General features: G+C 39.8%; 22 protein-coding genes. 18 read left to right on the top strand and 4 right to left on the bottom strand.

Annotated features, from left to right (window positions below; genetic code table 11):
* Positions 1 to 3: 3 nt before the first annotated feature.
* Together D3P12_RS02950 and D3P12_RS02945 are read left to right on the top strand one after the other, a co-directional pair.
* A complete protein-coding gene (locus D3P12_RS02950) occupies positions 4 to 648 on the top strand; it encodes an MBL fold metallo-hydrolase (RefSeq protein WP_118193594.1) in 645 nt (214 codons plus the stop codon).
* Positions 649 to 736: 88 nt separating this feature from the next.
* On the top strand, positions 737 to 1,870 hold the full coding sequence (locus D3P12_RS02945) for an ABC transporter permease (protein WP_245977371.1): 1,134 nt from the start codon (positions 737 to 739) through the stop codon (positions 1,868 to 1,870).
* A gap of 5 nt (positions 1,871 to 1,875) precedes the next feature.
* On the opposite strand, the gene D3P12_RS02940 is transcribed toward D3P12_RS02945, so the two are convergent.
* Positions 1,876 to 2,718 carry a 1,4-dihydroxy-6-naphthoate synthase gene (locus D3P12_RS02940; protein ID WP_118193593.1) on the bottom strand — a complete coding sequence of 281 codons (843 nt, stop codon included), beginning with the start codon at positions 2,716 to 2,718 and terminating at the stop codon, positions 1,876 to 1,878.
* A 53-nt stretch (positions 2,719 to 2,771) separates the two neighbouring features.
* Complete coding sequence (gene mqnB, locus D3P12_RS02935) at positions 2,772 to 3,404, bottom strand: futalosine hydrolase (protein WP_118193592.1); 633 nt, start codon at positions 3,402 to 3,404, stop codon at positions 2,772 to 2,774.
* 95 nt (positions 3,405 to 3,499) lie between these two features.
* Here mqnB and D3P12_RS02930 point away from each other — a divergent pair, with 95 nt between their 5' ends.
* The 4 genes from D3P12_RS02930 (at position 3,500) to D3P12_RS02915 (ending at position 9,307) form a co-directional block, all read left to right on the top strand.
* A complete protein-coding gene (locus tag D3P12_RS02930) occupies positions 3,500 to 3,913 on the top strand; it encodes a 6-pyruvoyl trahydropterin synthase family protein (protein ID WP_118193591.1) in 414 nt (137 codons plus the stop codon).
* Positions 3,914 to 3,938: 25 nt separating this feature from the next.
* Positions 3,939 to 4,580, top strand: a complete 642-nt coding sequence (folE, locus tag D3P12_RS02925; protein WP_118193590.1) for a GTP cyclohydrolase I FolE — start codon at positions 3,939 to 3,941, stop codon at positions 4,578 to 4,580.
* Positions 4,581 to 4,608: 28 nt separating this feature from the next.
* A complete protein-coding gene (fabD, locus tag D3P12_RS02920) occupies positions 4,609 to 5,493 on the top strand; it encodes an ACP S-malonyltransferase (RefSeq protein WP_118193589.1) in 885 nt (294 codons plus the stop codon).
* Positions 5,494 to 5,581: 88 nt separating this feature from the next.
* A complete protein-coding gene (locus D3P12_RS02915) occupies positions 5,582 to 9,307 on the top strand; it encodes a sensor histidine kinase (RefSeq protein ID WP_118193588.1) in 3,726 nt (1,241 codons plus the stop codon).
* Here the strand turns inward: D3P12_RS02915 and D3P12_RS02910 are convergent, their stop codons facing one another.
* Complete coding sequence (locus D3P12_RS02910; RefSeq protein WP_118193587.1) at positions 9,308 to 10,249, bottom strand: hypothetical protein; 942 nt, start codon at positions 10,247 to 10,249, stop codon at positions 9,308 to 9,310.
* A gap of 126 nt (positions 10,250 to 10,375) precedes the next feature.
* Between D3P12_RS02910 and D3P12_RS02905 the strand changes: the two genes are divergently transcribed.
* From D3P12_RS02905 to D3P12_RS15295, 3 genes are all read left to right on the top strand, one after another.
* Positions 10,376 to 11,908, top strand: coding sequence for a glycoside hydrolase family 10 protein (locus D3P12_RS02905; protein WP_118193586.1), 1,533 nt, complete (start codon positions 10,376 to 10,378; stop codon positions 11,906 to 11,908).
* Between the two features lie 87 nt (positions 11,909 to 11,995).
* Positions 11,996 to 12,982 carry a pyruvate dehydrogenase complex E1 component subunit beta gene (locus tag D3P12_RS02900; RefSeq protein WP_118193585.1) on the top strand — a complete coding sequence of 329 codons (987 nt, stop codon included), beginning with the start codon at positions 11,996 to 11,998 and terminating at the stop codon, positions 12,980 to 12,982.
* A 252-nt stretch (positions 12,983 to 13,234) separates the two neighbouring features.
* A complete protein-coding gene (locus tag D3P12_RS15295; RefSeq protein WP_157970243.1) occupies positions 13,235 to 13,381 on the top strand; it encodes a hypothetical protein in 147 nt (48 codons plus the stop codon).
* A 32-nt stretch (positions 13,382 to 13,413) separates the two neighbouring features.
* Here the strand turns inward: D3P12_RS15295 and D3P12_RS02895 are convergent, their stop codons facing one another.
* Positions 13,414 to 13,890, bottom strand: coding sequence for an Lrp/AsnC ligand binding domain-containing protein (locus tag D3P12_RS02895; protein WP_118193584.1), 477 nt, complete (start codon positions 13,888 to 13,890; stop codon positions 13,414 to 13,416).
* A 254-nt stretch (positions 13,891 to 14,144) separates the two neighbouring features.
* Here D3P12_RS02895 and D3P12_RS02890 point away from each other — a divergent pair, with 254 nt between their 5' ends.
* The 9 genes from D3P12_RS02890 (at position 14,145) to rbfA (ending at position 21,640) form a co-directional block, all read left to right on the top strand.
* On the top strand, positions 14,145 to 14,459 hold the full coding sequence (locus D3P12_RS02890) for a rhodanese-like domain-containing protein (RefSeq protein WP_118193583.1): 315 nt from the start codon (positions 14,145 to 14,147) through the stop codon (positions 14,457 to 14,459).
* 1 nt (position 14,460) lies between these two features.
* The gene (locus tag D3P12_RS15710; RefSeq protein ID WP_118193582.1) at positions 14,461 to 14,646 is read left to right on the top strand and encodes a DUF6358 family protein; all 186 of its coding nucleotides are present in this window, start codon (positions 14,461 to 14,463) and stop codon (positions 14,644 to 14,646) included.
* A gap of 2 nt (positions 14,647 to 14,648) precedes the next feature.
* Positions 14,649 to 15,542: a methylmalonyl Co-A mutase-associated GTPase MeaB gene (meaB, locus tag D3P12_RS02880; protein ID WP_245977370.1), complete on the top strand. Its 894-nt coding sequence runs from the start codon at positions 14,649 to 14,651 to the stop codon at positions 15,540 to 15,542.
* Between the two features lie 363 nt (positions 15,543 to 15,905).
* The gene (locus D3P12_RS02875; RefSeq protein WP_118193581.1) at positions 15,906 to 17,180 is read left to right on the top strand and encodes an OmpA family protein; all 1,275 of its coding nucleotides are present in this window, start codon (positions 15,906 to 15,908) and stop codon (positions 17,178 to 17,180) included.
* Between the two features lie 116 nt (positions 17,181 to 17,296).
* Positions 17,297 to 17,434: a DUF6728 family protein gene (locus D3P12_RS15670; RefSeq protein ID WP_317124650.1), complete on the top strand. Its 138-nt coding sequence runs from the start codon at positions 17,297 to 17,299 to the stop codon at positions 17,432 to 17,434.
* Positions 17,435 to 17,448: 14 nt separating this feature from the next.
* Positions 17,449 to 17,826, top strand: a complete 378-nt coding sequence (locus tag D3P12_RS02870) for a RidA family protein (RefSeq protein ID WP_118193580.1) — start codon at positions 17,449 to 17,451, stop codon at positions 17,824 to 17,826.
* 27 nt (positions 17,827 to 17,853) lie between these two features.
* On the top strand, positions 17,854 to 19,941 hold the full coding sequence (gene recG, locus D3P12_RS02865) for an ATP-dependent DNA helicase RecG (protein ID WP_118193579.1): 2,088 nt from the start codon (positions 17,854 to 17,856) through the stop codon (positions 19,939 to 19,941).
* A gap of 101 nt (positions 19,942 to 20,042) precedes the next feature.
* Complete coding sequence (hflX, locus tag D3P12_RS02860; protein WP_118193578.1) at positions 20,043 to 21,224, top strand: GTPase HflX; 1,182 nt, start codon at positions 20,043 to 20,045, stop codon at positions 21,222 to 21,224.
* 29 nt (positions 21,225 to 21,253) lie between these two features.
* The gene (gene rbfA / locus D3P12_RS02855; RefSeq protein ID WP_205941053.1) at positions 21,254 to 21,640 is read left to right on the top strand and encodes a 30S ribosome-binding factor RbfA; all 387 of its coding nucleotides are present in this window, start codon (positions 21,254 to 21,256) and stop codon (positions 21,638 to 21,640) included.
* Positions 21,641 to 21,649 lie beyond the last annotated feature (9 nt).

Here is a 21,649-nt window from a genome sequence, read left to right as displayed (position 1 = left end):
GATATGACTATTCATATCAAATCGTTCGTATGTAACCCCTATCAGGAAAATACATACCTCTTGTACGATGAATCGGGCGCAAGTGTCATAATTGACCCAGGGATGTACAGTCCTGCGGAAGAAAAAGAGGTTTTAGGCTTTATAGATGAGCATGACCTTAAACTTGAATATGTTTTAAATACACATTGTCACATTGATCACATTTTGGGGAATAGGCTGATCTATGATACTTACGGGCTATTGCCAACTTTCCACGAAAAGGAAATCCCATTATATGCAGAAGTTCAAAACTATGCACCACAAATGGGAATCAGATACGAGGTGTCTCCAATTTCGGAAACATTTTTGCCAGAAAGCGGGACGGTTCGATTTGGTGATCACCTTTTAGAGCTGATTTTTGCACCGGGGCACTCTCCAGGACATCTTTGCTTTTATAGCAGATCCGAGGGTTTTATAATTGGTGGAGATGTATTGTTTAAAGGAAGCATCGGGCGAACGGACCTCCCAGGTGGGAACCATAGTCAATTGATCCAAAGCATTTCGGATAAAATTTATCAACTTCCTGACGATACCGTTGTCTATCCGGGTCACGGGCCCGCCACCACCGTGGGACAGGAGAAAAGAACGAACCCCTTTGTAAGAGGATAATATGATGAATACACCCCTATTTATTGCAAAACGGTATTTATTCTCAAAAAAATCGGTAAATGCTATAAATATTATTTCAAGCATAAGCATGTTAGGGGTGTTAATCGGAAGTGCTGCCCTTGTAATCATACTATCCGTGTTCAACGGCTTTGAGTTGTTGATCCTGAATATGTATAGTTCTTTTACTCCCGAACTTAGATTGGAGCCCAAACAAGGGAAATCGTTTGAGTTTGACAGTGAGCTGGAAGAACTTTTATCCCGTCAACGCGGTGTTGCTTATTATACTGAGGTTCTACAGGAAAAAGTGTTGGTCAGATACGGACAAAACCAATACATAGCTAATTTGAAAGGAGAAAAAATAAGGTCAATTCCTCCAAACATTGCCGATAGCCTGTTATTTCAAGGGGATTTTATATTAAAGAAAGATACGACAGACTATGCCGTGGTAGGTGCCGCTGTACAGGCCTATTTGGGGATTGACTTAGAGAAAGAGGAGATAAAAGCGACTATTTATTCGCCGCGAAAAGGAACACAGAACGTATTAAATCCTGCTGAAGAGTTTAATCTGCGTTCTATCTATTTATCGGGAGTTCTGATGGCACAGCCGATGTTCGATAATTTGGTTATTGTACCGTTATCATTTGCCCGAGATGTTCTTAGCGAACCGGATCGTGTGTCTGCTGTAGAGATCTATCTAGATGAGAATGCTGACTTTCGGTCGCTTGAAAGAGCACTCCGAGAACAGCTAGGGGAACGGTTTCTTGTTAAAAACCGCGCACAACAAAATCCAGCTCTATACAAAGTGTTGAATTCCGAGAAATGGGCAATCTTCTTTATACTTACTTTTGTTTTAATCATCGCTATTTTCAATATTATTGGTTCACTTACGATGTTGGTAATTGATAAGAAAAGAGATATAGCGGTGTTGAAAAGCTTAGGGGCAAATGATTCGTTTATTAAGCGGATATTTTTCACCGAAGGGATGTTTATTTCTTTCCTCGGCTGTATTATTGGGATGGCCTTGGGGTTGATCTTTTGCGTTTTACAAAAAAAGTTTGGATTGATAAAAATGGACGGCGCAGAACTGGTCACCAACGTCTTCCCGATCGCCATTAAGGCAACCGACTTCATGTTGGTGTTTTTTACGGTTTTATTTATCGCGTTAATCGCCTCTTATGTCTCTTCACACCTTAGTGTGAAAGGTGAAGAGCAATTATCATAAATGTTTCAGATAAAGATGTCCTCTTGGTAAGAGGGTACTACATTTAGCGATCTAGCTTTATCAAAGAGAATAGTTACCGCATCTCGTCCCGACTGACCTAAGCTCAATGAGTAGTTGTTGACATAGAGATTAATATGTTTGAAAATGACATCTTCTTCCATTTCCTGAGATAGACTTTTTATAAACCCTAAACCCGATTGTGGATCGTCGAATGCGAACTCAATGCTTTTTCGGATTAGCCTGCTTATGGTTTGAAGCTCTTTTTTAGGAATACGCCTATTCCCGACTATACCACCCAAGGGGATTGGTAGACCTGTTTCCTTTTCCCAATAGTTCCCCAGATCTGTAATTTTGTGAAGCCCTTTCTGTTGGTAAGTGAATCGAGATTCGTGGATAATTAAACCGAGGTCAATTTCGCTTCTGCTGACCGCGTCTTCGATCTCAGAAAAGAGATACAATTCTTTCTGCTGGAGCGACGGGAAAGCTAAGCTCATTAAAAAATTAGCAGTAGTGTAGACTCCCGGAATGGCCACTTTCAGTTGCTGGGAATGTTCCTTAACATATTCTTCTGAGATTGCGGATTCTCGAGAGATAAGCAAAGGCCCTACACCATGCCCCAAGGCACTTCCGGCATCAAGGAGGCCATAGTTTTTTAAGGCAAAAGCGAAAGCATGAAAACTCAACTTCGTTATGTCGAGTTCGTTATTAAATGCCATTAGGTTCAATGTTTCGACGTCCTCATAGATAACTTCGAAGTCGATACCCTCCGTATCGATCTTTTTATGGACTAGAGCGTCAAAGATAAATGTGTCATTAGGACATGGGGAGAAACCCAATGTAAATTTCATGGAATGTATTCTAAAAATATAAAAATATGAATCTTTTGAATAACATAAGTGATTTATGAGAATATTTCTGATGATAGCCTACTTAGCCAATCGTTTATGTTGTTAATTGCTGTAGATATTTTCCATGCTTCACGATTCCGCTCTTCGACATAATTTGAAATACTTCGAATTTGTAACACCGGTATATTTTCTTTCTCCGCGACAAAGAATACCGCGGCTCCCTCCATACTCTCGAGATCTGGGTCTACTCTCTCTCTGATTTTTTCTATACTTTTTTCATCACCATGAACGGTATTAACTGTTATGGCATTTTGAGTCTTCAGCTCACTTATCGCTGGTACTTTGAGCAATTGCGCAGTAGGTTTTTCTTTGTAAAAACTCTGACCAAGTCCAATCTCTTCGAGAGTTAAAAACTGAGATCCATTCTGTGCTCCTAGTTCGCTAAACTGGTCAGTTGCAATTCTGATAATAGAGCCAAGCTCGATATCGCGTCTAAAACTTCCCGCTATGCCAATATTTATTATCGCATCGTACCGGCGCGTGGCTAGACGCTGTCCAAGCATGAAAGCCGTTGGGACCATACCTGCTCCCGTAACTAAAATATCTACCGGATAGGAATTTTGTTGTGCTAGGTTTCTGTATTTCGATATTTCATTCTCAGTCGCCGCGACAATTAATATTTCCATAGTTAGTTTTATTACGAATATACAATAATAAAAGCACGACCTTGAAAGTCGGCATGTCAGCACTATTTTCGGTTCAATATACTATCTTTGTACACATGATTCATATTACACGAAGAGAACGTTTTTCGTCTGCCCATAAATTGTATAGGTCAGATTGGTCGGATGAAAAGAACTTGGAAACATTCGGAAAGTGCTCGAACCCAAATTGGCATGGTCATAACTACGAGCTGTTTGTGACTGTAAAGGGCGATATTAACCCAGAAACAGGATTCCTGATCGACCTTAGAGTATTGAAACAAATTATATTAGAAGAGGTGATTGAAAAACTCGATCATAGAAATGTCAATCTTGACGTAGATTTCATGCAAGGGAAAATGGCTTCAACCGAAGTGATGGCCGTCGAGATCTTTAATCTATTGGCACCTAGAATTCAAGCTGAGGGAGCAATTCTTCATTCAGTTAAACTCTGTGAGACAGAGAATAATTTCATTGAGTATTTCGGTAAATAAGCCAGGAACATACTGAAAAAATAACATGAACAAAACAGATAAGATAATTACAAGCGAGGGCGAAGGTGTTGATGGGTATGTCAAAATAGACAGATATAATGTTGATACGGTAAATAGAATTGCCGAGCATTACGGGGATATTTTAGCAGCGCTAGGAGAGGATCCAAATCGAGAAGGTCTTTTGAAAACACCTGAGCGTGTAGCTAAGTCACTGCAGTTCTTGACCCACGGCTATGATATTAATCCTGCGGAAATATTAAAAGGAGCCATGTTTGCTGAAGAGTATAGTCAGATGGTAGTTGTCAAGGACGTCGAAGTATACTCGTTATGTGAACATCATATGCTGCCTTTTTTTGGGAAAGCTCATATTGCGTATATACCAAACGGGCATATTGTCGGGCTAAGTAAAATCCCACGTATCGTAGATGCTTTTGCGAGAAGACTACAGGTTCAGGAGAGATTGACAAATGAAATTAGAGATTGTATTCATGAAACCCTGAACCCTCTTGGGGTAGCAGTTGTGATGGAATGCCGTCATCTATGTATGTCGATGCGAGGCGTACAGAAGCAAAATTCAGTGACAACGACATCTGCCTTTACCGGTGAGTTCGCTAAAGAGCGTACACGAAATGAGTTTTTGAGACTGATAACAGCAAGTTTAGATTAAGAAGAATCAATTAAGAAGAATCAAAGCAATGAAAACAGCATACGTATTTCCCGGACAAGGAGCACAGTTTGTCGGAATGGGAAAAGAACTATACGGCTACAGCAGCCAGACTAAGGAACTCTTTGAACAGGCTAACGAAATACTTGGCTTCCGGATTACGGACATTATGTTTGATGGTACCGATGATGAGTTAAAACAGACCAACGTAACACAACCATCAATCTTTTTACATTCAGTTATTTTAGCAAAGGCATTAGGAGACTCTTTTAAGCCTAATATGGTTGCCGGGCATTCATTGGGGGAATTTTCTGCATTGGTGAGTGCTGGTGTGTTTGATTTTGAATCCGGATTAAAACTTGTTGCAGCTCGCGCTAATTCGATGCAGAAAGCCTGTGAATTACAGCCTTCAACAATGGCAGCAGTGCTTGGTCTAGATGACTTTGTCGTTGAAGATGTATGCCAACGAGTAAGTGACGTAGTCGTTCCTGCAAATTATAACTGCCCTGGGCAATTGGTCATTTCTGGTAGTATAGCCGGGATTGATCGAGCATGTGAGCTTTTGATAGAAGCTGGGGCGCGGCGAGTTCTTAAGTTGAACGTAGGCGGAGCATTTCACTCACCGCTAATGGAATCAGCCAGAGTTGAACTGGAGAAAGCGATCGAAGCAACAACATTTAATACTCCCATATGCCCTGTATATCAAAACATCGATGCAAAACCCTACTTAGATTCAGATCGTATCAAAAATAATTTAATCGAACAATTAACCGGACCAGTGAAATGGTCGCAGATTGTGTCTGCTATGATTGAAGATGGTGCAACAAAATTTGTAGAAGTAGGACCAGGAAATGTCTTGCAAGGACTTGTTAAAAAAGTAGATCGTAAAGCTGATACATCAGCGGCATCGTTATAAGGAAGGGCCAAACAAGTAGTGAATAGCTCCATAGATTTTCAGTTCTGTGGAGCTTTTTTATTACTTTTATGCGAACTGATTTTATTTTGTGAATAACATTTTAAAGATACGCATTCTTTTGCTGCTGCTTACACTTTGTTTCGCAGGCACCGCAATTACAATAAATCTCACTTATCAAGAAAAAGAGATCCTTCTTATTGATGGAAAGGAAGTAGAAGATAATCTTCATAGGAAAGAAGCTGTGGTGGCGTCTCTTTTTAATGATTCAGAATTATTTTCACGGTTACGATCCATCGAACATGATTATTCTTTACAGGATTATGTTATCAATGATTTAGGGAATAAGAGCAATATCTATTTATATACTTACTCTAATAACGATCTTGTCTTCTGGGGGTCGGAACAGATTGTCCCGCGATCTGATGCTGGCATACGAGAAGGGAGCAGTGTGATTTCTTGGAAAAACGGTTGGTTTGAGGCTCAAAAAAAGAGTTCGGGTGGCTTCTCTGTCGTGTGTCTAATTCCAATAAAGGCTAATTACTCGCTATCTAACAGATACCTGGTAAATGAATTTTCGAGCGACTTAATCAATACCCCAAATCTTGATGTTGCTTCATACGATGATCGTTTTGTCTACAATCTGAGAAACAGTGACGGTGAATACTTACTATCTTTAAAATTGAGATCGAGTGTATTTAATACATTCTACTCTCGTCTTGAATTAATCATGTGGTTGCTTTTTGCCTTTACAGCAACTTTATTGGTTACCTCTATTTGCACTTGGATTGCTAAAAAAGGCTGGGTGAAATCATCTATTCTTCTCTTGGCTATTTATTTGTTCGGAGTCCGATATCTTGATTTAAAAACGCAATGGTTGGCGGAGAACTTCTATTCAGGCTTTTTCGATCCGAAGATATACGCTTCCAGTTCAATCTTACCATCACTAGGTGCGTTGGCTTTCCATGTGTTTGCTGCAACTTGGTTGATATGTTATATCTATCAATGTCGATTTGAACTGGTTTTTTTTAGGACAGATCGTAAATCCTCACGATTTACTCAAATACTGGTTTTTTTGACATCAGGAGCGCTCCTTTATATATGTTGCGAGGCCGCTGTATATATATTTGAGAGCTTAATCGTCGATTCGAGTATAAGCTTTGAAGTTAATAACCTGTTAAATCTAAATATTTATAGCTGGTCAGGGATCTTTTTGCTATGTCTCGTTGTCTTTTGCTTTTATCTTCTTATAGAAACCCTCATAGTTATTATTAAGCGACTTGACATGAGCCGTAGAGATCTTTTCTTATTTTCTGTCGCGGTGGTAGTTTTGTGTCTTGTTATTAAGCTACAATTAAGAAGCTTGTCGATATCGGCATTTCTGATGATTGCGATTGTCTACCTTAAGGGGTGGACGGCAAACATTAGTAAGCGTTTTAATCTGGCCCTATTCGTAGTTATCTTGTTTCTTTTTGCAGGGATCGCTTCCTTGAAGCAAAGTGCATTTCAAAACAAAAAGAACTTGAGTAATCAATTACTCGCCTTGCAAAAATTAGAATCTTCGGAAGATCCTGATGCCGTTCTATTGTTTATGGAAATAGAAGAAAGTATTGTTAATGATCATCTACTGGAAGAGTATTTTTTAAATCAACCGAATACACCACAAAAGCTGATTAGGGAGGAATTACGGAGCAAATATTTTGGAGGATACTTAGCAAAGTATGACTTTCATGGATATGCGATTTCGACAGACTCAGCAAACAATAGCGCAATGGCGATGTCAAAGTTTACCTATTATAAAGATAAGGTAATCAGTGGCTCTCGGAAAATATCTAAAAATTTTTATCGCCTTTCGCATTCTATCGGATATATCAACTATTTTGCACTTTTACCTATTCGCCATGATGATGAGATGGTGGGCACCTATCTTATTGAATTGAAGAATAGATCTTTGGGCAGGTATACTTCTTCTTTAGAATTACTTTTTTCGGGTACGACCGTAGACAGTCCTAATGAGTATGAGAACTACTCCTATGCCTATTATAGTCAAAGTGAGTTAAAGACACAACACGGGTCCTACCAATACCCAGTCAATGCAGTGATTCCTTCATCGGAATCAGACAGATATATGCAATACACATCGAACGGCTATAATCATATCTTTCACAGCCCAAATGACGATGACCTCCTTATACTAAGTAGCAAAGCTCAAAGCGGCTGGCAGCAGTTAGCTTCCTTGTCATTCCTATTTCTTGTATTTCTTGTATTTTCAATTCTTATTTATACAGTTCAATGGATTGTATCTGTTTTGAATGATTATGATTTTAGTTTTAGAAACTTTAGATGGTCAGTCATCATTCTGCAAAACAGAATACTCTACAGTACTAGAATTCAGGCCTTTGTTGTACTTGCCGTGGTCGGGACACTAGTTATTGTAGGTTTTATCTCTTTTTTTAGTTTAAGCGGACAATATAAGGTGCGGCAAGAAAACGCTATTATTCGACAAATATCACAAATAGCACGCGGGGTTGAGGCTAAATTGTCTGTAGAGAATAAAGATATTGAATCGATCAATATTGAGCAGCAATTTAGTACCACTGCAGAAGTTAACGCTACTGATTTAAATTTATATAACCTTAGCGGAGAGCTTCTCTATAGCACGCAGAGCAAAATCTTTGATTTGGGTCTTATTTCGGAGTATATGAATGCGAATGCATGGTTAAACATGCATGATTATAAACGAGAGGAGTTTGTCCACCATGAGAGTATTGGAGGGTTGGATTTTCTAACTGCATATACGCCTTTGAAAAATGATAGAAATGAAACGATTGCATTTTTAGCACTACCCTATTATTCGAATCAAAAAGATTTGGATCAGCAGGTTGGGTTGCTTCTAAATACAATTATTAATGTATATGCCTTGGTCTTAGTTATATTAGGGCTATTCGCAGTTTTCGTTGCTAACAAAATTACGGCTCCATTAACGTTGGTACAAAAAAGTTTGGCGAAAACCAATATTGGCAAAAAGAATGAGCCTATCTTTTGGAAACGGAACGATGAGATTGGCTCACTTATTAAAGAATACAATAATATGTTGGTGGCTTTAGATAATAGTGCAGATCAGATTATGAGATCCGAACGTGAATCTGCGTGGCGCGAGATGGCAAAACAAGTAGCACACGAAATAAAAAATCCATTAACACCATTAAGGCTAGGAGTGCAATTGTTAGAAAGATCATGGAAGGAGCAAGACCCTAATTTTGACGAAAAGTTTAAAAGATTTACTCAGTCATTTATCGAACAAATTGAGAGCTTAAATCATATCGCCTCGGAATTTTCAAATTTCGCTAAAATGCCCGATACGAAACTAGATGATGTTAAGATAATCGACATGATAGAAAAAGCGATTGATTTACATAGCGAAAATCCACAGATCAATATAGAGTTTGATAGTCGGACGAACAGAGAAATACTGGTACACGGTGATCAGGATCAGCTACTCAGATCTTTCAACAACCTTATTAAAAACTCGATCGAAGCTTGTGTCGGTCAGCCACAGTGTAAAATGAAAATTATCACGGAGATAAAAAGACCTGGCTACCTTAGCATAACAGTACAAGATTTTGGAAAGGGGATTGACGAGTTAGTGCAGGCGAGGATATTTCAGCCGAATTTCACTACCAAAAGCTCCGGAACGGGACTAGGGTTGGCTTTTGTGAAGCAAGCTATAGAAACGATGAGGGGAACAATCACCTTTAAAACAAAAAAGGGAGTTGGCACGACATTCTTTATTACGATGCCTATAAAAAGCCGCTAGTTATTTTAATATTACCGAAGCTCTGCCTAAAACACTTTCGGTAGTATATAGTATCACTGTATAGGTTCCTTTCTGAAACTTATATTCTTTTGGGATCCATTCTATGCTATACTGCTTACCGTCATTCTGGAAGTCTATAATTGTAGCTTGAGTATACTGAATTTCTTCGTTGTTTACTTTAAATAGATCTCCATTCGTGAGAAGGTTGCCACTCGGTTCAGTGACACGATAGTAAATCGTATGTTCGCCCGTTGGGGCTAATGAGTTGTTGGCTATTGCAAAATGGATTCTAAACTTATCGGTTCTTCTTGCTCTGGTTTCTGCATCTGACTGCTCACCATCATTTATTCTTTGAGGTGTAATGCTCATAGACGACACCTTTAATACTGACGCAGATTTCACCATTTCTTCCAAACCTGTATTTTCTTGCTCCAACTCGTCGACTCTTTCTGTGATTGTGTTTACTGAGCTTTGGAGATCATCTTTTTCAATTGAAAGCTGGTGGTTTTCAGCTCTCAGATCTTCCAAGTCATTGCTGTATTGTTCCACCAACAATCTCAAACGTCTTATTTCTTGTTGAGTTCTAAGTAGATCGTCCTGACTAATATTTGGGTTCTCGTCAAGCTGGCTCCTCAATTCAGTAATTAATTCGCGAGCAGCATCATGCTCTTGTTTAAAAGATGTTGCCAATTCTAGGTTCTCAGCAGTAACTCGGTTTAATTCCGCTTCGATACGGTCTATCTCGATTTCCAGTTGGTTTTTTTCCGAATTCAGGACTTCTACCTGTTTGCCAAGATTTTTGTAACGTATGGCATAGTACGCATTAGTTGCTAGCAATGCGACAATAGCAAGTATAAAGAAATATATTTTACTCGAGTTTTTAGGCTTTTCATCCTGCGTAGACTCGTCTTCCAATATTAATTTCCCATTCTTAATTTCCATAACGTTTTAACATCAATAAAAAGAATTGTAAATGACTGAAGCAAAAATTATTCCAAATAAATCATCTCTTTTTTCGTTGATAGTTAGAGCTGTTGGTTATCTTTGACGCTTGCTAATATGTCGCTTATGTTAAGAAGGAATTTTAGACGATTATTTTCACTATTATTGCTGTTTGCGTGTTCTGTGAATATGCTTGCAGCGCAAGACAATATACTAAAGAAGAGAGAATTTAGAGGAGTTTGGATTGCAACGGTTGTCAACATTGACTGGCCGTCAAAACCGGGCTTAAGTGCTGCTCAGCAAAAAGCTGAACTTGTACGAATCTTAGATGCTCACCAACGCGCTGGGATTAATAGTATAATCTTCCAAATCAGACCAGCGGCTGATGCATTGTATGCCAATTCGAGAGAACCTTGGAGTGAGTACTTGACCGGTACCCAAGGAGGTGACCCTCAGTATGACCCTTTAGAATTTGCTATCCAGGAGGCACATGCAAGGGGTATGGAGTTGCACGCATGGTTTAACCCCTACCGTGCAACATTTAGCGGAGGGAGCAGCATAGCGCGTGATCATGTTACACGCCGACATCCCGATTGGTTTTTTAGCTACGGTGGGAAGAAGCTTTTTAACCCCGGCCTTTCCGAAGTTCGGGAGTACATTACGTCGGTTGTGATGGATGTCGTACGTGCTTATGATATTGATGGCGTTCATTTTGATGATTACTTCTACCCCTATCCTACGAAAGAAGCAATTCCAGATTATGCGACCTTTAAGAGAAATCCACGAGGGTTTAGCTCAATCGACGATTGGCGCCGGGATAATGTCGATCTTTTGATTAAGAAAGTATCAGACAGTATTCATGCCGCGAAACCCTATGTTAAATTTGGTGTCAGCCCCTTTGGTATATGGGACAATAAGAGGGATCACCCAGAGGGGTCTGAGACCGCCGGCTTCAGCGGTTACCGTCAGCTGTATGCTGACGCAAAGAAATGGACCGAAGAAGGTTGGGTAGATTATAATAGCCCACAACTCTATTTTCCATTTAATTATAAAGCTGCCGCATTTGAAGTATTGCTCGATTGGTGGGCTGACCACAGTTACGGCCGTCATTTATATATTGGTCAAGGAGCCTACCGTGCGAATGAGGGTGGGATGGGCTGGCGCGAACCCGATCAACTATCAAGGCAAATACATTATTTACGAAAAAATGACAACGTTCAAGGAAGCATTTTCTTTAGCTCTAAATCATTAACCAATAACATAAGGGGCTTTAGGGATTCTCTACAATATAATCACTATCGTTATAGGGCATTACCACCGACAATGCCTTGGATTGATAACGTCCTGCCGAACGCCCCAAGAGGTTTGACGCTGCGCGTAACCGGAGGTAAAGCAATCACACTACATTGGCAAAAGCCGGATCCTGCTGAAGACGGAGACAAAGCATACGGCTATGTTGTCTATCGGTTTGAAGCAGGCGAAGGAATAGACTTAACGAACCCGAAAAACATTTTGCATATCTCATTTAATAGCCGTTATACAACGTACACGGACGACTCCGCTCGCAAAAATGCCCGCTATACGTACGTGATTACAAGTATCGATCGGATGAAGAACGAGAGCGGACCCTCAAATACCGAAACAATTGTTTTTCAGTAACAGGATTTTTCGCCACGCTAAAATTAAAACTTCATAAATAAACATTATATTTGCTCGTCCACGGATATGACTTTACATTAATTAAATATGAGAGAAATACAGTTCAGAGAGGCCCTTCGAGAAGCGATGAGCGAAGAGATGAGGAAAGATGAGAAGATCTTTTTAATGGGTGAAGAAGTTGCCGAATACAATGGTGCTTACAAAGTGAGCCAGGGAATGCTTGATGAATTTGGAGAAAAACGTGTTATCGATACACCAATATCTGAACTCGGTTTTGCAGGTATCGGTGTTGGTGCCGCGATGAATGGCCTGAAGCCCATTATCGAGTTCATGACATTCAACTTCTCGTTGGTAGCGATTGATCAGGTTATAAACTCTGCCGCAAAGATGAATTCGATGAGTGGCGGACAGTTCCCTCTGCCGATGGTTTTTAGAGGACCTACCGGTAATGCAGGGCAATTGGCAGCGCAGCACTCGCAGAATTTTGAAAACTGGTACGCAAATACGCCCGGCTTAAAGGTTGTCGTTCCTTCAAACCCCTATGATGCCAAAGGCCTATTGAAACAGGCGATCATCGATCCGGATCCGGTTATCTTTATGGAATCTGAGGTGATGTACGGAGATAAGGGGGATGTTCCTGCGGATGAGTATTATCTTGAAATTGGTAAAGCGAATATTGTTAAAGAAGGCAAGGATGTTACGATCGTGAGCTTTGGTAAAATGGTGCCTCGAGTGGTAATTCCTTCATTAGAGGAATTAAAAAATGAAGGGATCGATGCAGAACTGATAGATCTTCGCTCTGTTAGGCCGATTGACTACCAGGCTATTATAGATTCCGTAAAAAAGACCAATCGTTTAGTTATCGTAGAGGAAGCATGGCCGTTGGCTTCTATCTCATCTGAGATAGCGTATAAGATTCAAAGCGAGGCTTTCGATTACCTGGATGCTCCGGTAGTTAGAATTACCTCTGCCGATGTTCCTATTCCCTATGCCCCTACTTTATTAGAAGCGGCATTGCCTTCAGTAAATAAAGTTGTTAAAGCTGTCAAAGAAGTTCTATACAAAGTGAAATAGGACGCAGAAAATTTAAATAGTTGAATTAACAAGAAAAGCCCGATATCCCATCGGGCTTTTCTTGTTATGGAGTATTCCGATGGTGCTATCGTCGACCTAAATTAAGCAATTTCGATAGCTCGTAAGTCCTGCTGTTTCTCGTGTCAAGAAAGCAACAAAAAGCAACGAAAAATAAATTACCTTGGTAAAAACATGTTAAGGGTAATTAACTATTAATTGCCTAATGATTCCCTATTCCACCCCTTCAAATTGATGAAAATAGGGAGTGATCAGGAAATAAATCGGCAAGGAATCCTCCATGATGTCGAACGAGTCCTTTCCGTCCTGTCACCGATGTTTACGAATAATGTTGCGATATATCTGGCTTTGCTGGATACAGCAAAACCAACCTTCTTTTAGATGGTTTATGCTTGTTTGCGATTAGTCAAGGATTAGTCAATAAGGCTGATTTGTCTTCGGATACTCTCTTCAAGTGATATGATGGTTTCCGTTCTTTGAATCCCCTTGATTCCTTGTATTCCTTCATTGAGTACTTGGCGGAGATGATCTGTGTCTCGACAGATGATCTTAGCAAACATGCTGTATGATCCGGTGCAATAGTGTAGCTCAACTACCTCTTTTACTTTGCGGAGCTCTTCAACGGCGTGGTTGTATTGCGAGCCTTTTTCCAGATAGATGCCTAGGAAAGCGGTTATATCGAACCCGATTTTTTGAGGGTTAATCGTTAAATTGGAGCTTCTGATGATCCCTAGATCCTCCATTTTTTTCATTCTTACATGGATGGTTCCTCCAGATACAACAAGTTTTTTTGCGATTTCTGTATAAGGGACTGATGCATCGTTCATCAGGATCGATAAGATTTGGATATCCAAATTGTCCAATTCAAAATTTGAATTCTTCTTTTCCATAAATTGTTAAAGGTTGTAGGTGTGGTTCTATACTCCTGTAATTCTTCTATTATTTGGCATCAAAGTGACCCATAAATTATAAATTTAATAAATATTCGGATGATTTACCAAAAATATAAAAAAACAATATAAAATCAATTATTATTACAATTAATAAAAAGCATCCTCCTGTTTTGATGTCGATGCCCCTTAATCTACTTCTTGCAGCGTCATAGTATTTGCAAAAAGCTTATATTTGATGAAAATGCTACAAAATGGAAATAGTAACAGTAGATGAATTAAAAAAGAAAATCGAAGAGAACGAGGATTTTCAGCTAGTGGATGTTCGGGAAACTTTTGAATATGAAACATCCAATATCAATGGAGAGAATATTCCATTGGCAAATATACTTTTAGAAAAGGATAAAATTTCGAAGGACAAGCCGGTTATTATTCACTGTCGCAGTGGAAAACGAAGTGCTCAGGCAGTTAAATTACTTGAAGGGCAAGGTTTTTCTAATTTGGCGAATCTTGAAGGTGGGATCATCGCTTGGCGAGATCAGTTTGATCCGGATATGATTGTGTACTAAAATGGTAAAAAAGCTTTTGTATAGTACTTTCCTTAATATTGGGATCATGGTTTTGTTGTATTGCGGGTTCATCGCAATAAATACAAAACAGTATTTACTTCTAATGGGTATTATCCCGGGTTTAGCGTTGTTGATATACCTAAAAGTCCGCCTGTTGAGGAAAATTAGAGCTACTAGTGAAAAATAATTGTGCACAACCCTATTGGATACTACGTCAAAGGAATTAAGGAAGGGGCTTATGGTGTGTTGGCTCGAGCTATTAGCTTAGTCGAAAATGATGCACCCCTCTCCTGGCAGATATTGGAGCACCTCTCTCCTTCTACGGAAGTTCCGGTGGTTGGATTCACGGGACCACCAGGTGCTGGTAAGAGTACGTTGGTGCGAACTGTTGTCGAGAATTTTTTGAGTGAGGGTAAAAGGGTAGCCATCATAGCGGTTGACCCCACGTCGCCATTTACTAAGGGATCATTATTGGGTGACCGGATTAGAATGCATTCGGTATTCAATCATCCGGATATATATATTCGGTCTCTAGCGAGCCGGGGTGCACTTGGAGGGTTGTCCTATAAGACAATTGAAATAGTGGATATTTTACGATCGTCAAATTTTGATGCTATTTTGTTAGAAACCGTTGGGGTTGGTCAATCAGAGGTCGACATCGCGGGTCTTGCCGATCGGACGATTGTGGTATTGGTTCCTGAAAGTGGTGATGAGATTCAACATTCTAAGTCGGGGATCATGGAGATTGCTGATCTATTTGTCGTGAATAAAGCAGACAGGGAAGGCTCAGAACGATTCTCTTCCATGTTAAAAAAGACGTTGCGCCAGAACAATAAAGACATTCCTGTTTTGGGCACCCAAGCGGAGCGGGGTCTTGGGACGCGGGAGTTGTTTGAATGGATTGTCAGGCCTCTGCAAGCTGACCGGTCCAAAATATTGACATCGTTAACAGAAAGGGCGTGGCGATTGATTGTTGAACGAAGGGTTCGATCAATAGATAAAGAGCAGTTAGCTGTAAAACTGCAAGAAAGCTTTCTCAAGCCTCAATTTAACCTTTATCGTTTTATTAATACACACTATTAAAACCTTTTATTATAAAAAGTGGCTTGAATAATAGACATTCAAGCTGAAATTAAAGATTGGAAAAGAAAGGGCCTTAAATACAATGGCTTGTTTTTCGATTTTTTTGATATAATTTACGGGGGGGGGGTGTGTTTTTGGAACGGTTATTGCAGATCGCTATCGTGCACGTCTAATGGGTCGGAAACGTCGATTAGAGGTGATTCGTTCCTTAGTCGTTTAAATTTTAGCTAAAAAAAGTTATGTTTAATTTAGGTAAAATAAATATTGGTACGAATTTTGTTTTTGTTGCGTAAATCAAACTATTAACTATTTTTGTATAAAAATTATACAATTAAAATTTTTTAACCTTAAAAAAAACAGAGTATGAACTATTCTACAATTAAAAAAGCAGCATTAGCTTGCACGTTGGTAGCCGCGATAGGTTATGCTGACGTTGCTAATGCACAAGAGCCAGCAAAAGTTTTTGGCGGAAGAAGCCAGTACAGAACTTGGTCTATTGGCGTTAACGCTGGGGCTTTATCACCAGCTGTAGTTATCGGTGGTTTGAGAGATAACTCTCACCCTGAAATCACTTTAGGATACGGAGCTAACATCCGTAAGCAATTCTCACCTCACTTCTCAATGCAGGCTGATTTCTTAAGAGGATCGTTAGAAGCATCTGGTGAGGCATCAGAAGTTAATGATAACTGGCAATATGGTGATGCTTACAAAACAGACCTTAACTGGCAAACTGGTTTGACAGGTAACTTCCATTTCGGTGCAATCGACTTCTTACGTCGTGAAAATTCAGTAGGTTTTTACTTATCTGCTGGTTATAACATCGCAAATTACGAAGTTGTTGAAGGTCCAAATGTTGACGGAGAAGATAGAACTGAACAAGTAATCCCTGTAGGTGGTGGTGTTAAGTTCAAATTAGGAGGTGTTGTTAACTTAGATTTAGGTTACAAAATGAACTTCTTAAATGCTGATAACTTAGATGGAGTATGGGCTAATAACGGTTCATTAGACCACTATAGCTACGGTTATGCTGGATTAGAATTCATCTTAGGAAGCAAAGACAAACCATCTTTAGAGTGGAACAACCCAGTTGCTAATCTTTATGATGAGTTGAAAGACCCAGAATTGAGAAACGAAGTGGAAGCTCTAAAACAACGTGTAACTACATTAGAAGGTACTGTTGATGAGTTAGGAAGAGATTCTGACGGTGACGGTGTTGCTGATAGATTCGACAAATGTCCTGACACTCCTGCGGGAACTGTAGTTGACGGGTCAGGTTGCCCAATCAAATTCCCTGAAACTACTGAAGCAGTAGTTGGTGATTATTCTCCAATTCAGTTTGAGTTTGATAGCTACGTGTTGAAAACTTCTTCTTACCCAACTTTGGATAAAGTGTCACAAGATCTACGTGATAGCGGAAACGCTCTTACTTTAGAAGGACATGCTTCTGCTGAAGGTACTGAAGATTACAACATGCAATTGTCAAAAGACCGTGCAAACGCTGTGAAAAACTACCTAGTAAACTCTGGTGTTGACGCAAACAAATTAGAAGTAGTTGGTTACGGTGAAACTCAACCAATCGCATCTAACGCTACTGAATCAGGACGTGTTCAAAACCGTCGTGTAGAGTTCAGCAAATAGAATTGAACTTCTAAATTTTAATACACATTATAAGAGAGAGTCCAACGATTTCGTTGGACTCTCTCTTTTTAAAGCTCTTCGTTTTGAATATTGCATAATCAAATGTAACTTCGTTTATGTATTTTTTTGGAAAAAGGAGTGAAGATAGGCCTAAGAGTTTTAATTTAAAGGTGATGCACACATTTAATAAAATAGCGATTATCGTTTTTTTATTAGGCCTGTTGTATAAACTTATTGAGTATCTATTATCCTAAATAAAAAAGAAAATATGAAAACAGTTGTCAACACCTCTAAAGCTCCCGCCCCTATAGGACCCTACAATCAGGCTATCAAAGCTGGTAATACCTTGTATATCTCTGGTCAGATACCTATGTCTACCCCTAGTGGCGAACTTGTGAGTGGGGATATCAGTAAAGAGACCAAGCAGGTTATGGAAAATATCGGGTTTATTTTGGAAGAAGCCGGATACAATTTTAGAGACATTGTTAAGACAACGATATTTTTGGCAGATATGAATGACTTCTCAGAGGTTAATGGTGTATATGGTGAGTATTTTGACGACCAAGCTCCTGCTCGAGAAACTGTTGCTGTAAAAACATTGCCAAAAAACGTAAGAGTCGAGATATCGGCGATCGCATTCAAATAGAAAATTTACCGGCTTTTATTGAAGTAGATGGCGCCAGAATTCAATTTAAAGACACCAATTGGGTATTTATCTGGAATCGGGCCCCATCGTTCCGATGTTTTAGCGAAAGAGTTAGGAATATTCGTTTTTGGAGATTTATTGCATCATTATCCATTTCGGTATATTGATCGAACGGTATTCCACAAAATCAATCAGATAGAGCCGTCGGGTTCCGGAGTACAGTTTTTGGGGAGGCTAGTCAGTTACTCTATTCAGGGCGAAAAAAGGACTAGACGCTTAGTGGCGGCTGTAAAGGATGAAACAGGTATCGCCCAATTGGTTTGGTTTCAAGGTATAAGATGGGTCGAGAAAATGCTTAAGGTGGGGAATGTGTATACCATTTATGGGACTCCGACTCTTTTTAACGACCAAATATCGATTGCACATCCGGAAATAGAGAGTTATAAACCCAATCAAGTTAACCGGACATTTCAACCTGTTTACAATTCGACAGAAAAATTAAAAAGGTTATCATTAGATAGTAAAGGGCTCTCGAAAGCCATTGATGTGTTATTGAAATCAGTTCGTATCAACGAGACGATACCACTATACATACGATCTAAATATGAATTGGCAGATTTGCCAGTCGCCTTACGTAATATCCATTTCCCGGAGAGTACAAAATCTTTGGCAAATGCTAATTATCGATTAAAGTTTGAAGAGCTTTTTTTTCTTCAATTAAAGATTCTAAAAAGTAAAATAACCAATAGCGTGCGTTTTGCTGGCCCTATCTTTAAGAACGTTGGGGCGAACTTTAATTCTTTCTACAGTGAGAGGCTCCCTTTTGAGTTAACAAATGCGCAAAAGCGTGTGTTAAAAGAAATTCGCCGCGATACGCTTCATGGGGCACAAATGAACAGGTTACTGCAGGGGGATGTTGGTAGTGGGAAAACCATCGTTGCACTCTTGAGTATGCTGTTGGCCCTTGACAATGATTTTCAAGCATGCTTGATGGCGCCTACAGAAATCCTGGCTCAGCAACATTATCAAGGTTTAAAAGCATTGGTGGGTGATGGTGTTGAAATTTCCTTGCTTACCGGATCCACGAAAAGAAGACAACGAAGTGAAATTTTAACAAGTTTAGCTGATGGTGAGTTACAGATTATTGTTGGCACTCATGCGTTATTAGAAGATAACGTGAAATTTAATAATCTTGGTTTAGCTATTATTGATGAACAGCACCGTTTTGGTGTGCAGCAGCGGGCAAAGTTGTGGAAAAAAAACAAACTTACGCCTCATATGTTGGTGATGACCGCTACACCGATTCCCCGGACCCTGGCGATGACTTTGTATGGGGATTTAGACGTGTCTGTAATCGATGAGCTACCTGCGGGCCGGCGTCCAATCAAGACTGTACATTTGAAAGAAAATATGCGGTTAAGGATGTTTGGTTTGCTTAGGGAGGAGATATCTAAGGGACGTCAGGTATATGTGGTCTATCCATTAATCGAGGAAAGCGAGAAACTTGATTTACTCTATCTAAATGCTGGTCTGGAAGCGCTCGAGCGGGAGTTCCCGCTACCAACATACAAAATTGGTATCGTGCACGGGCGGTTATCACCAAAGGAGAAAGAGTCAGAAATGGAGCGCTTTGTGAAGGGGCAAACACAAATTTTAGTAGCAACGACGGTAATCGAAGTTGGAGTAAATGTTCCCAATGCATCTGTGATGGTTATTGAGAATGCTGAACGTTTCGGGTTATCTCAATTACATCAGCTAAGAGGTCGGGTAGGACGTGGTGCGGAGCAATCTTTTTGTATTTTGATGTCAAAGGATAAGTTGAGTCGTGAAAGTAAAATTCGTTTGGAAACAATGGTTGAGACCAACGATGGTTTCAAAATCGCCGAAAAGGATTTGGAGCTTAGAGGCCCGGGAGATATTACGGGTCTGCAGCAGAGCGGGATCGTTAATTTGAAGATTGCCGATTTGGCGACTGATCAAACTCTTCTGCAGACCGTTAGAAATGAGGTTATTCATATTCTGGACAACGATCCGAATTTGAATCTTGATGAAAATACTTTATTACGAAAAGGATTATCCGGGGAACCCGGTATAGGATGGGAAAAAATATCTTAACAAACACCTATCTTTAAGTTTTGTTAGGGTATTGGGAAGAGGTGTTATTTGTGACGGGAATTTGGTTTAGGCAGAAAATAAGAACATAGGAAAATAAATTAATGGCGAAAGCGAAATATTTTGATACAGCGATAAAGCCGGAACGAGCAATATTGGTGGGTATCATCACTCCATTGGAAGATGAAGAGCTTGAACGGGAATATTTAGAAGAGTTGGCATTCTTAGTGGATACGGCCGGGGGCATAACAGTCTCTTCATTTACTCAGAAAATGCAGAAACCCGATCGGGCTACTTTTGTTGGGAGTGGGAAACTTGACGAGATTAAAAGTTATGTTGATGCGGAAGATATCGATATGGTTGTTTTTGATGATGAGTTGTCTCCAACCCAGCTCAGGAACATTGAACGGGAGCTTAAAGTAAAAATCCTGGATCGAAGTAACCTGATCCTGGATATTTTTGCGCGGCGTGCTAAAAGCGCACAGGCAAAGACGCAGGTAGAGTTAGCCCAGTTACAATATTTACTTCCACGACTAACGCGCTTATGGACTCACCTAGAGAGGCAGCGTGGTGGGATTGGTATGCGCGGGCCGGGTGAAAGTCAGATTGAAACGGATAGACGCTTGATTTTAAATAAAGTCGCGCTCTTAAAAGAAAAACTACGTGCGATAGATAAACAGAATGAAACTCAGAGGAAAAACAGGAAGCAATTAATCCGGGTCGCTTTAGTAGGCTATACGAATGTAGGGAAATCTACGATTATGAATATGCTGTCTAAATCAGACGTTTTCGCTGAAAACAAATTGTTTGCCACGTTGGATACGACCGTGCGGAAAGTTGTTATCGATAATCTTCCGTTTCTCTTATCTGATACCGTTGGTTTCATCAGGAAACTACCACATCACCTTGTAGAGTGCTTTAAGTCGACGCTAGATGAGGTGAGAGAGGCCGACGTGCTATTACATGTCGTAGATATTTCACATCCAAACTTTGAGGATCAGATAAGTGCGGTAAACGAGACACTGAAAGATATTGGCGCGTTAGACAAGCCGATTATTACCGTATTTAATAAAATAGATATTTTTCAGGAACGTCAGGGAGATGAGGATAACCCTGACTTTAAAATGGAAGATTTTGAAAAAAGCTGGATGAAGAAAAATGCTAATCCCGCTATCTTTATCTCGGCGACTGAAAAGGAGAATATTGAAAAATTGAGAACAATGATATACAATGAGGTTCTTACCATTCATAAGACTCGGTATCCTTACGACAACCTTTTGTATTAATTGCAATAGTTTAGATAATCATTATTACTATGGAAAGTAAAAGACAACAGAAATTTGCTAGGATAATTCAGCAGGATTTAGGTGATATATTTCTTCGTGAAGGTAACTCTTGGCTTCCAGGGGTTATGATTACTGTGACCAGTGTACGCGTTACATCGGATTTAGGCATAGCGCGCGTTTACTTAAGCTTTTTAAATGCCAAGTCGCCTCAGGAGGCAATTGATCAGGTTAAGTCAAAATCAGGTGAGATACGGTATAAACTAGGGAACAAGATTAAGGATCAGGCGAAAAGTGTCCCTACATTGGAGTTCTTTATTGATGACAGCGTGGAATATCGGCAGCATATTGATAAGCTATTTGACGAGATTAATAAGGGTAAAGCAGGTAATAAGGGAGCCGACAATGGCGACGCCTAGCTGTGCGCG

Origin of the sequence: Pedobacter indicus, assembly GCF_003449035.1 — a bacterium.
GTDB lineage: Bacteria > Bacteroidota > Bacteroidia > Sphingobacteriales > Sphingobacteriaceae > Albibacterium > Albibacterium indicum.
This window is presented reverse-complemented; position numbering and strand designations above follow the sequence as displayed.

Bases quoted from the DNA above. Each gene is read 5' to 3' on its own strand.
- D3P12_RS02950 (WP_118193594.1), top strand. From the start codon at position 4: ATGACTATTCATATCAAATCGTTCGTATGTAACCCCTATCAGGAAAAT.
- D3P12_RS02945 (WP_245977371.1), top strand. From the start codon at position 737: ATGTTAGGGGTGTTAATCGGAAGTGCTGCCCTTGTAATCATACTATCC.
- D3P12_RS02940 (WP_118193593.1), bottom strand. From the start codon at position 2,718: ATGAAATTTACATTGGGTTTCTCCCCATGTCCTAATGACACATTTATC.
- mqnB (WP_118193592.1), bottom strand. From the start codon at position 3,404: ATGGAAATATTAATTGTCGCGGCGACTGAGAATGAAATATCGAAATAC.
- D3P12_RS02930 (WP_118193591.1), top strand. From the start codon at position 3,500: ATGATTCATATTACACGAAGAGAACGTTTTTCGTCTGCCCATAAATTG.
- folE (WP_118193590.1), top strand. From the start codon at position 3,939: ATGAACAAAACAGATAAGATAATTACAAGCGAGGGCGAAGGTGTTGAT.
- fabD (WP_118193589.1), top strand. From the start codon at position 4,609: ATGAAAACAGCATACGTATTTCCCGGACAAGGAGCACAGTTTGTCGGA.
- D3P12_RS02910 (WP_118193587.1), bottom strand. From the start codon at position 10,249: ATGGAAATTAAGAATGGGAAATTAATATTGGAAGACGAGTCTACGCAG.
- D3P12_RS02905 (WP_118193586.1), top strand. From the start codon at position 10,376: ATGTTAAGAAGGAATTTTAGACGATTATTTTCACTATTATTGCTGTTT.
- D3P12_RS02900 (WP_118193585.1), top strand. From the start codon at position 11,996: ATGAGAGAAATACAGTTCAGAGAGGCCCTTCGAGAAGCGATGAGCGAA.
- D3P12_RS15295 (WP_157970243.1), top strand. From the start codon at position 13,235: ATGAAAATAGGGAGTGATCAGGAAATAAATCGGCAAGGAATCCTCCAT.
- D3P12_RS02895 (WP_118193584.1), bottom strand. From the start codon at position 13,890: ATGGAAAAGAAGAATTCAAATTTTGAATTGGACAATTTGGATATCCAA.
- D3P12_RS02890 (WP_118193583.1), top strand. From the start codon at position 14,145: ATGGAAATAGTAACAGTAGATGAATTAAAAAAGAAAATCGAAGAGAAC.
- D3P12_RS15710 (WP_118193582.1), top strand. From the start codon at position 14,461: ATGGTAAAAAAGCTTTTGTATAGTACTTTCCTTAATATTGGGATCATG.
- D3P12_RS02875 (WP_118193581.1), top strand. From the start codon at position 15,906: ATGAACTATTCTACAATTAAAAAAGCAGCATTAGCTTGCACGTTGGTA.
- D3P12_RS15670 (WP_317124650.1), top strand. From the start codon at position 17,297: ATGTATTTTTTTGGAAAAAGGAGTGAAGATAGGCCTAAGAGTTTTAAT.
- D3P12_RS02870 (WP_118193580.1), top strand. From the start codon at position 17,449: ATGAAAACAGTTGTCAACACCTCTAAAGCTCCCGCCCCTATAGGACCC.
- recG (WP_118193579.1), top strand. From the start codon at position 17,854: ATGGCGCCAGAATTCAATTTAAAGACACCAATTGGGTATTTATCTGGA.
- hflX (WP_118193578.1), top strand. From the start codon at position 20,043: ATGGCGAAAGCGAAATATTTTGATACAGCGATAAAGCCGGAACGAGCA.
- rbfA (WP_205941053.1), top strand. From the start codon at position 21,254: ATGGAAAGTAAAAGACAACAGAAATTTGCTAGGATAATTCAGCAGGAT.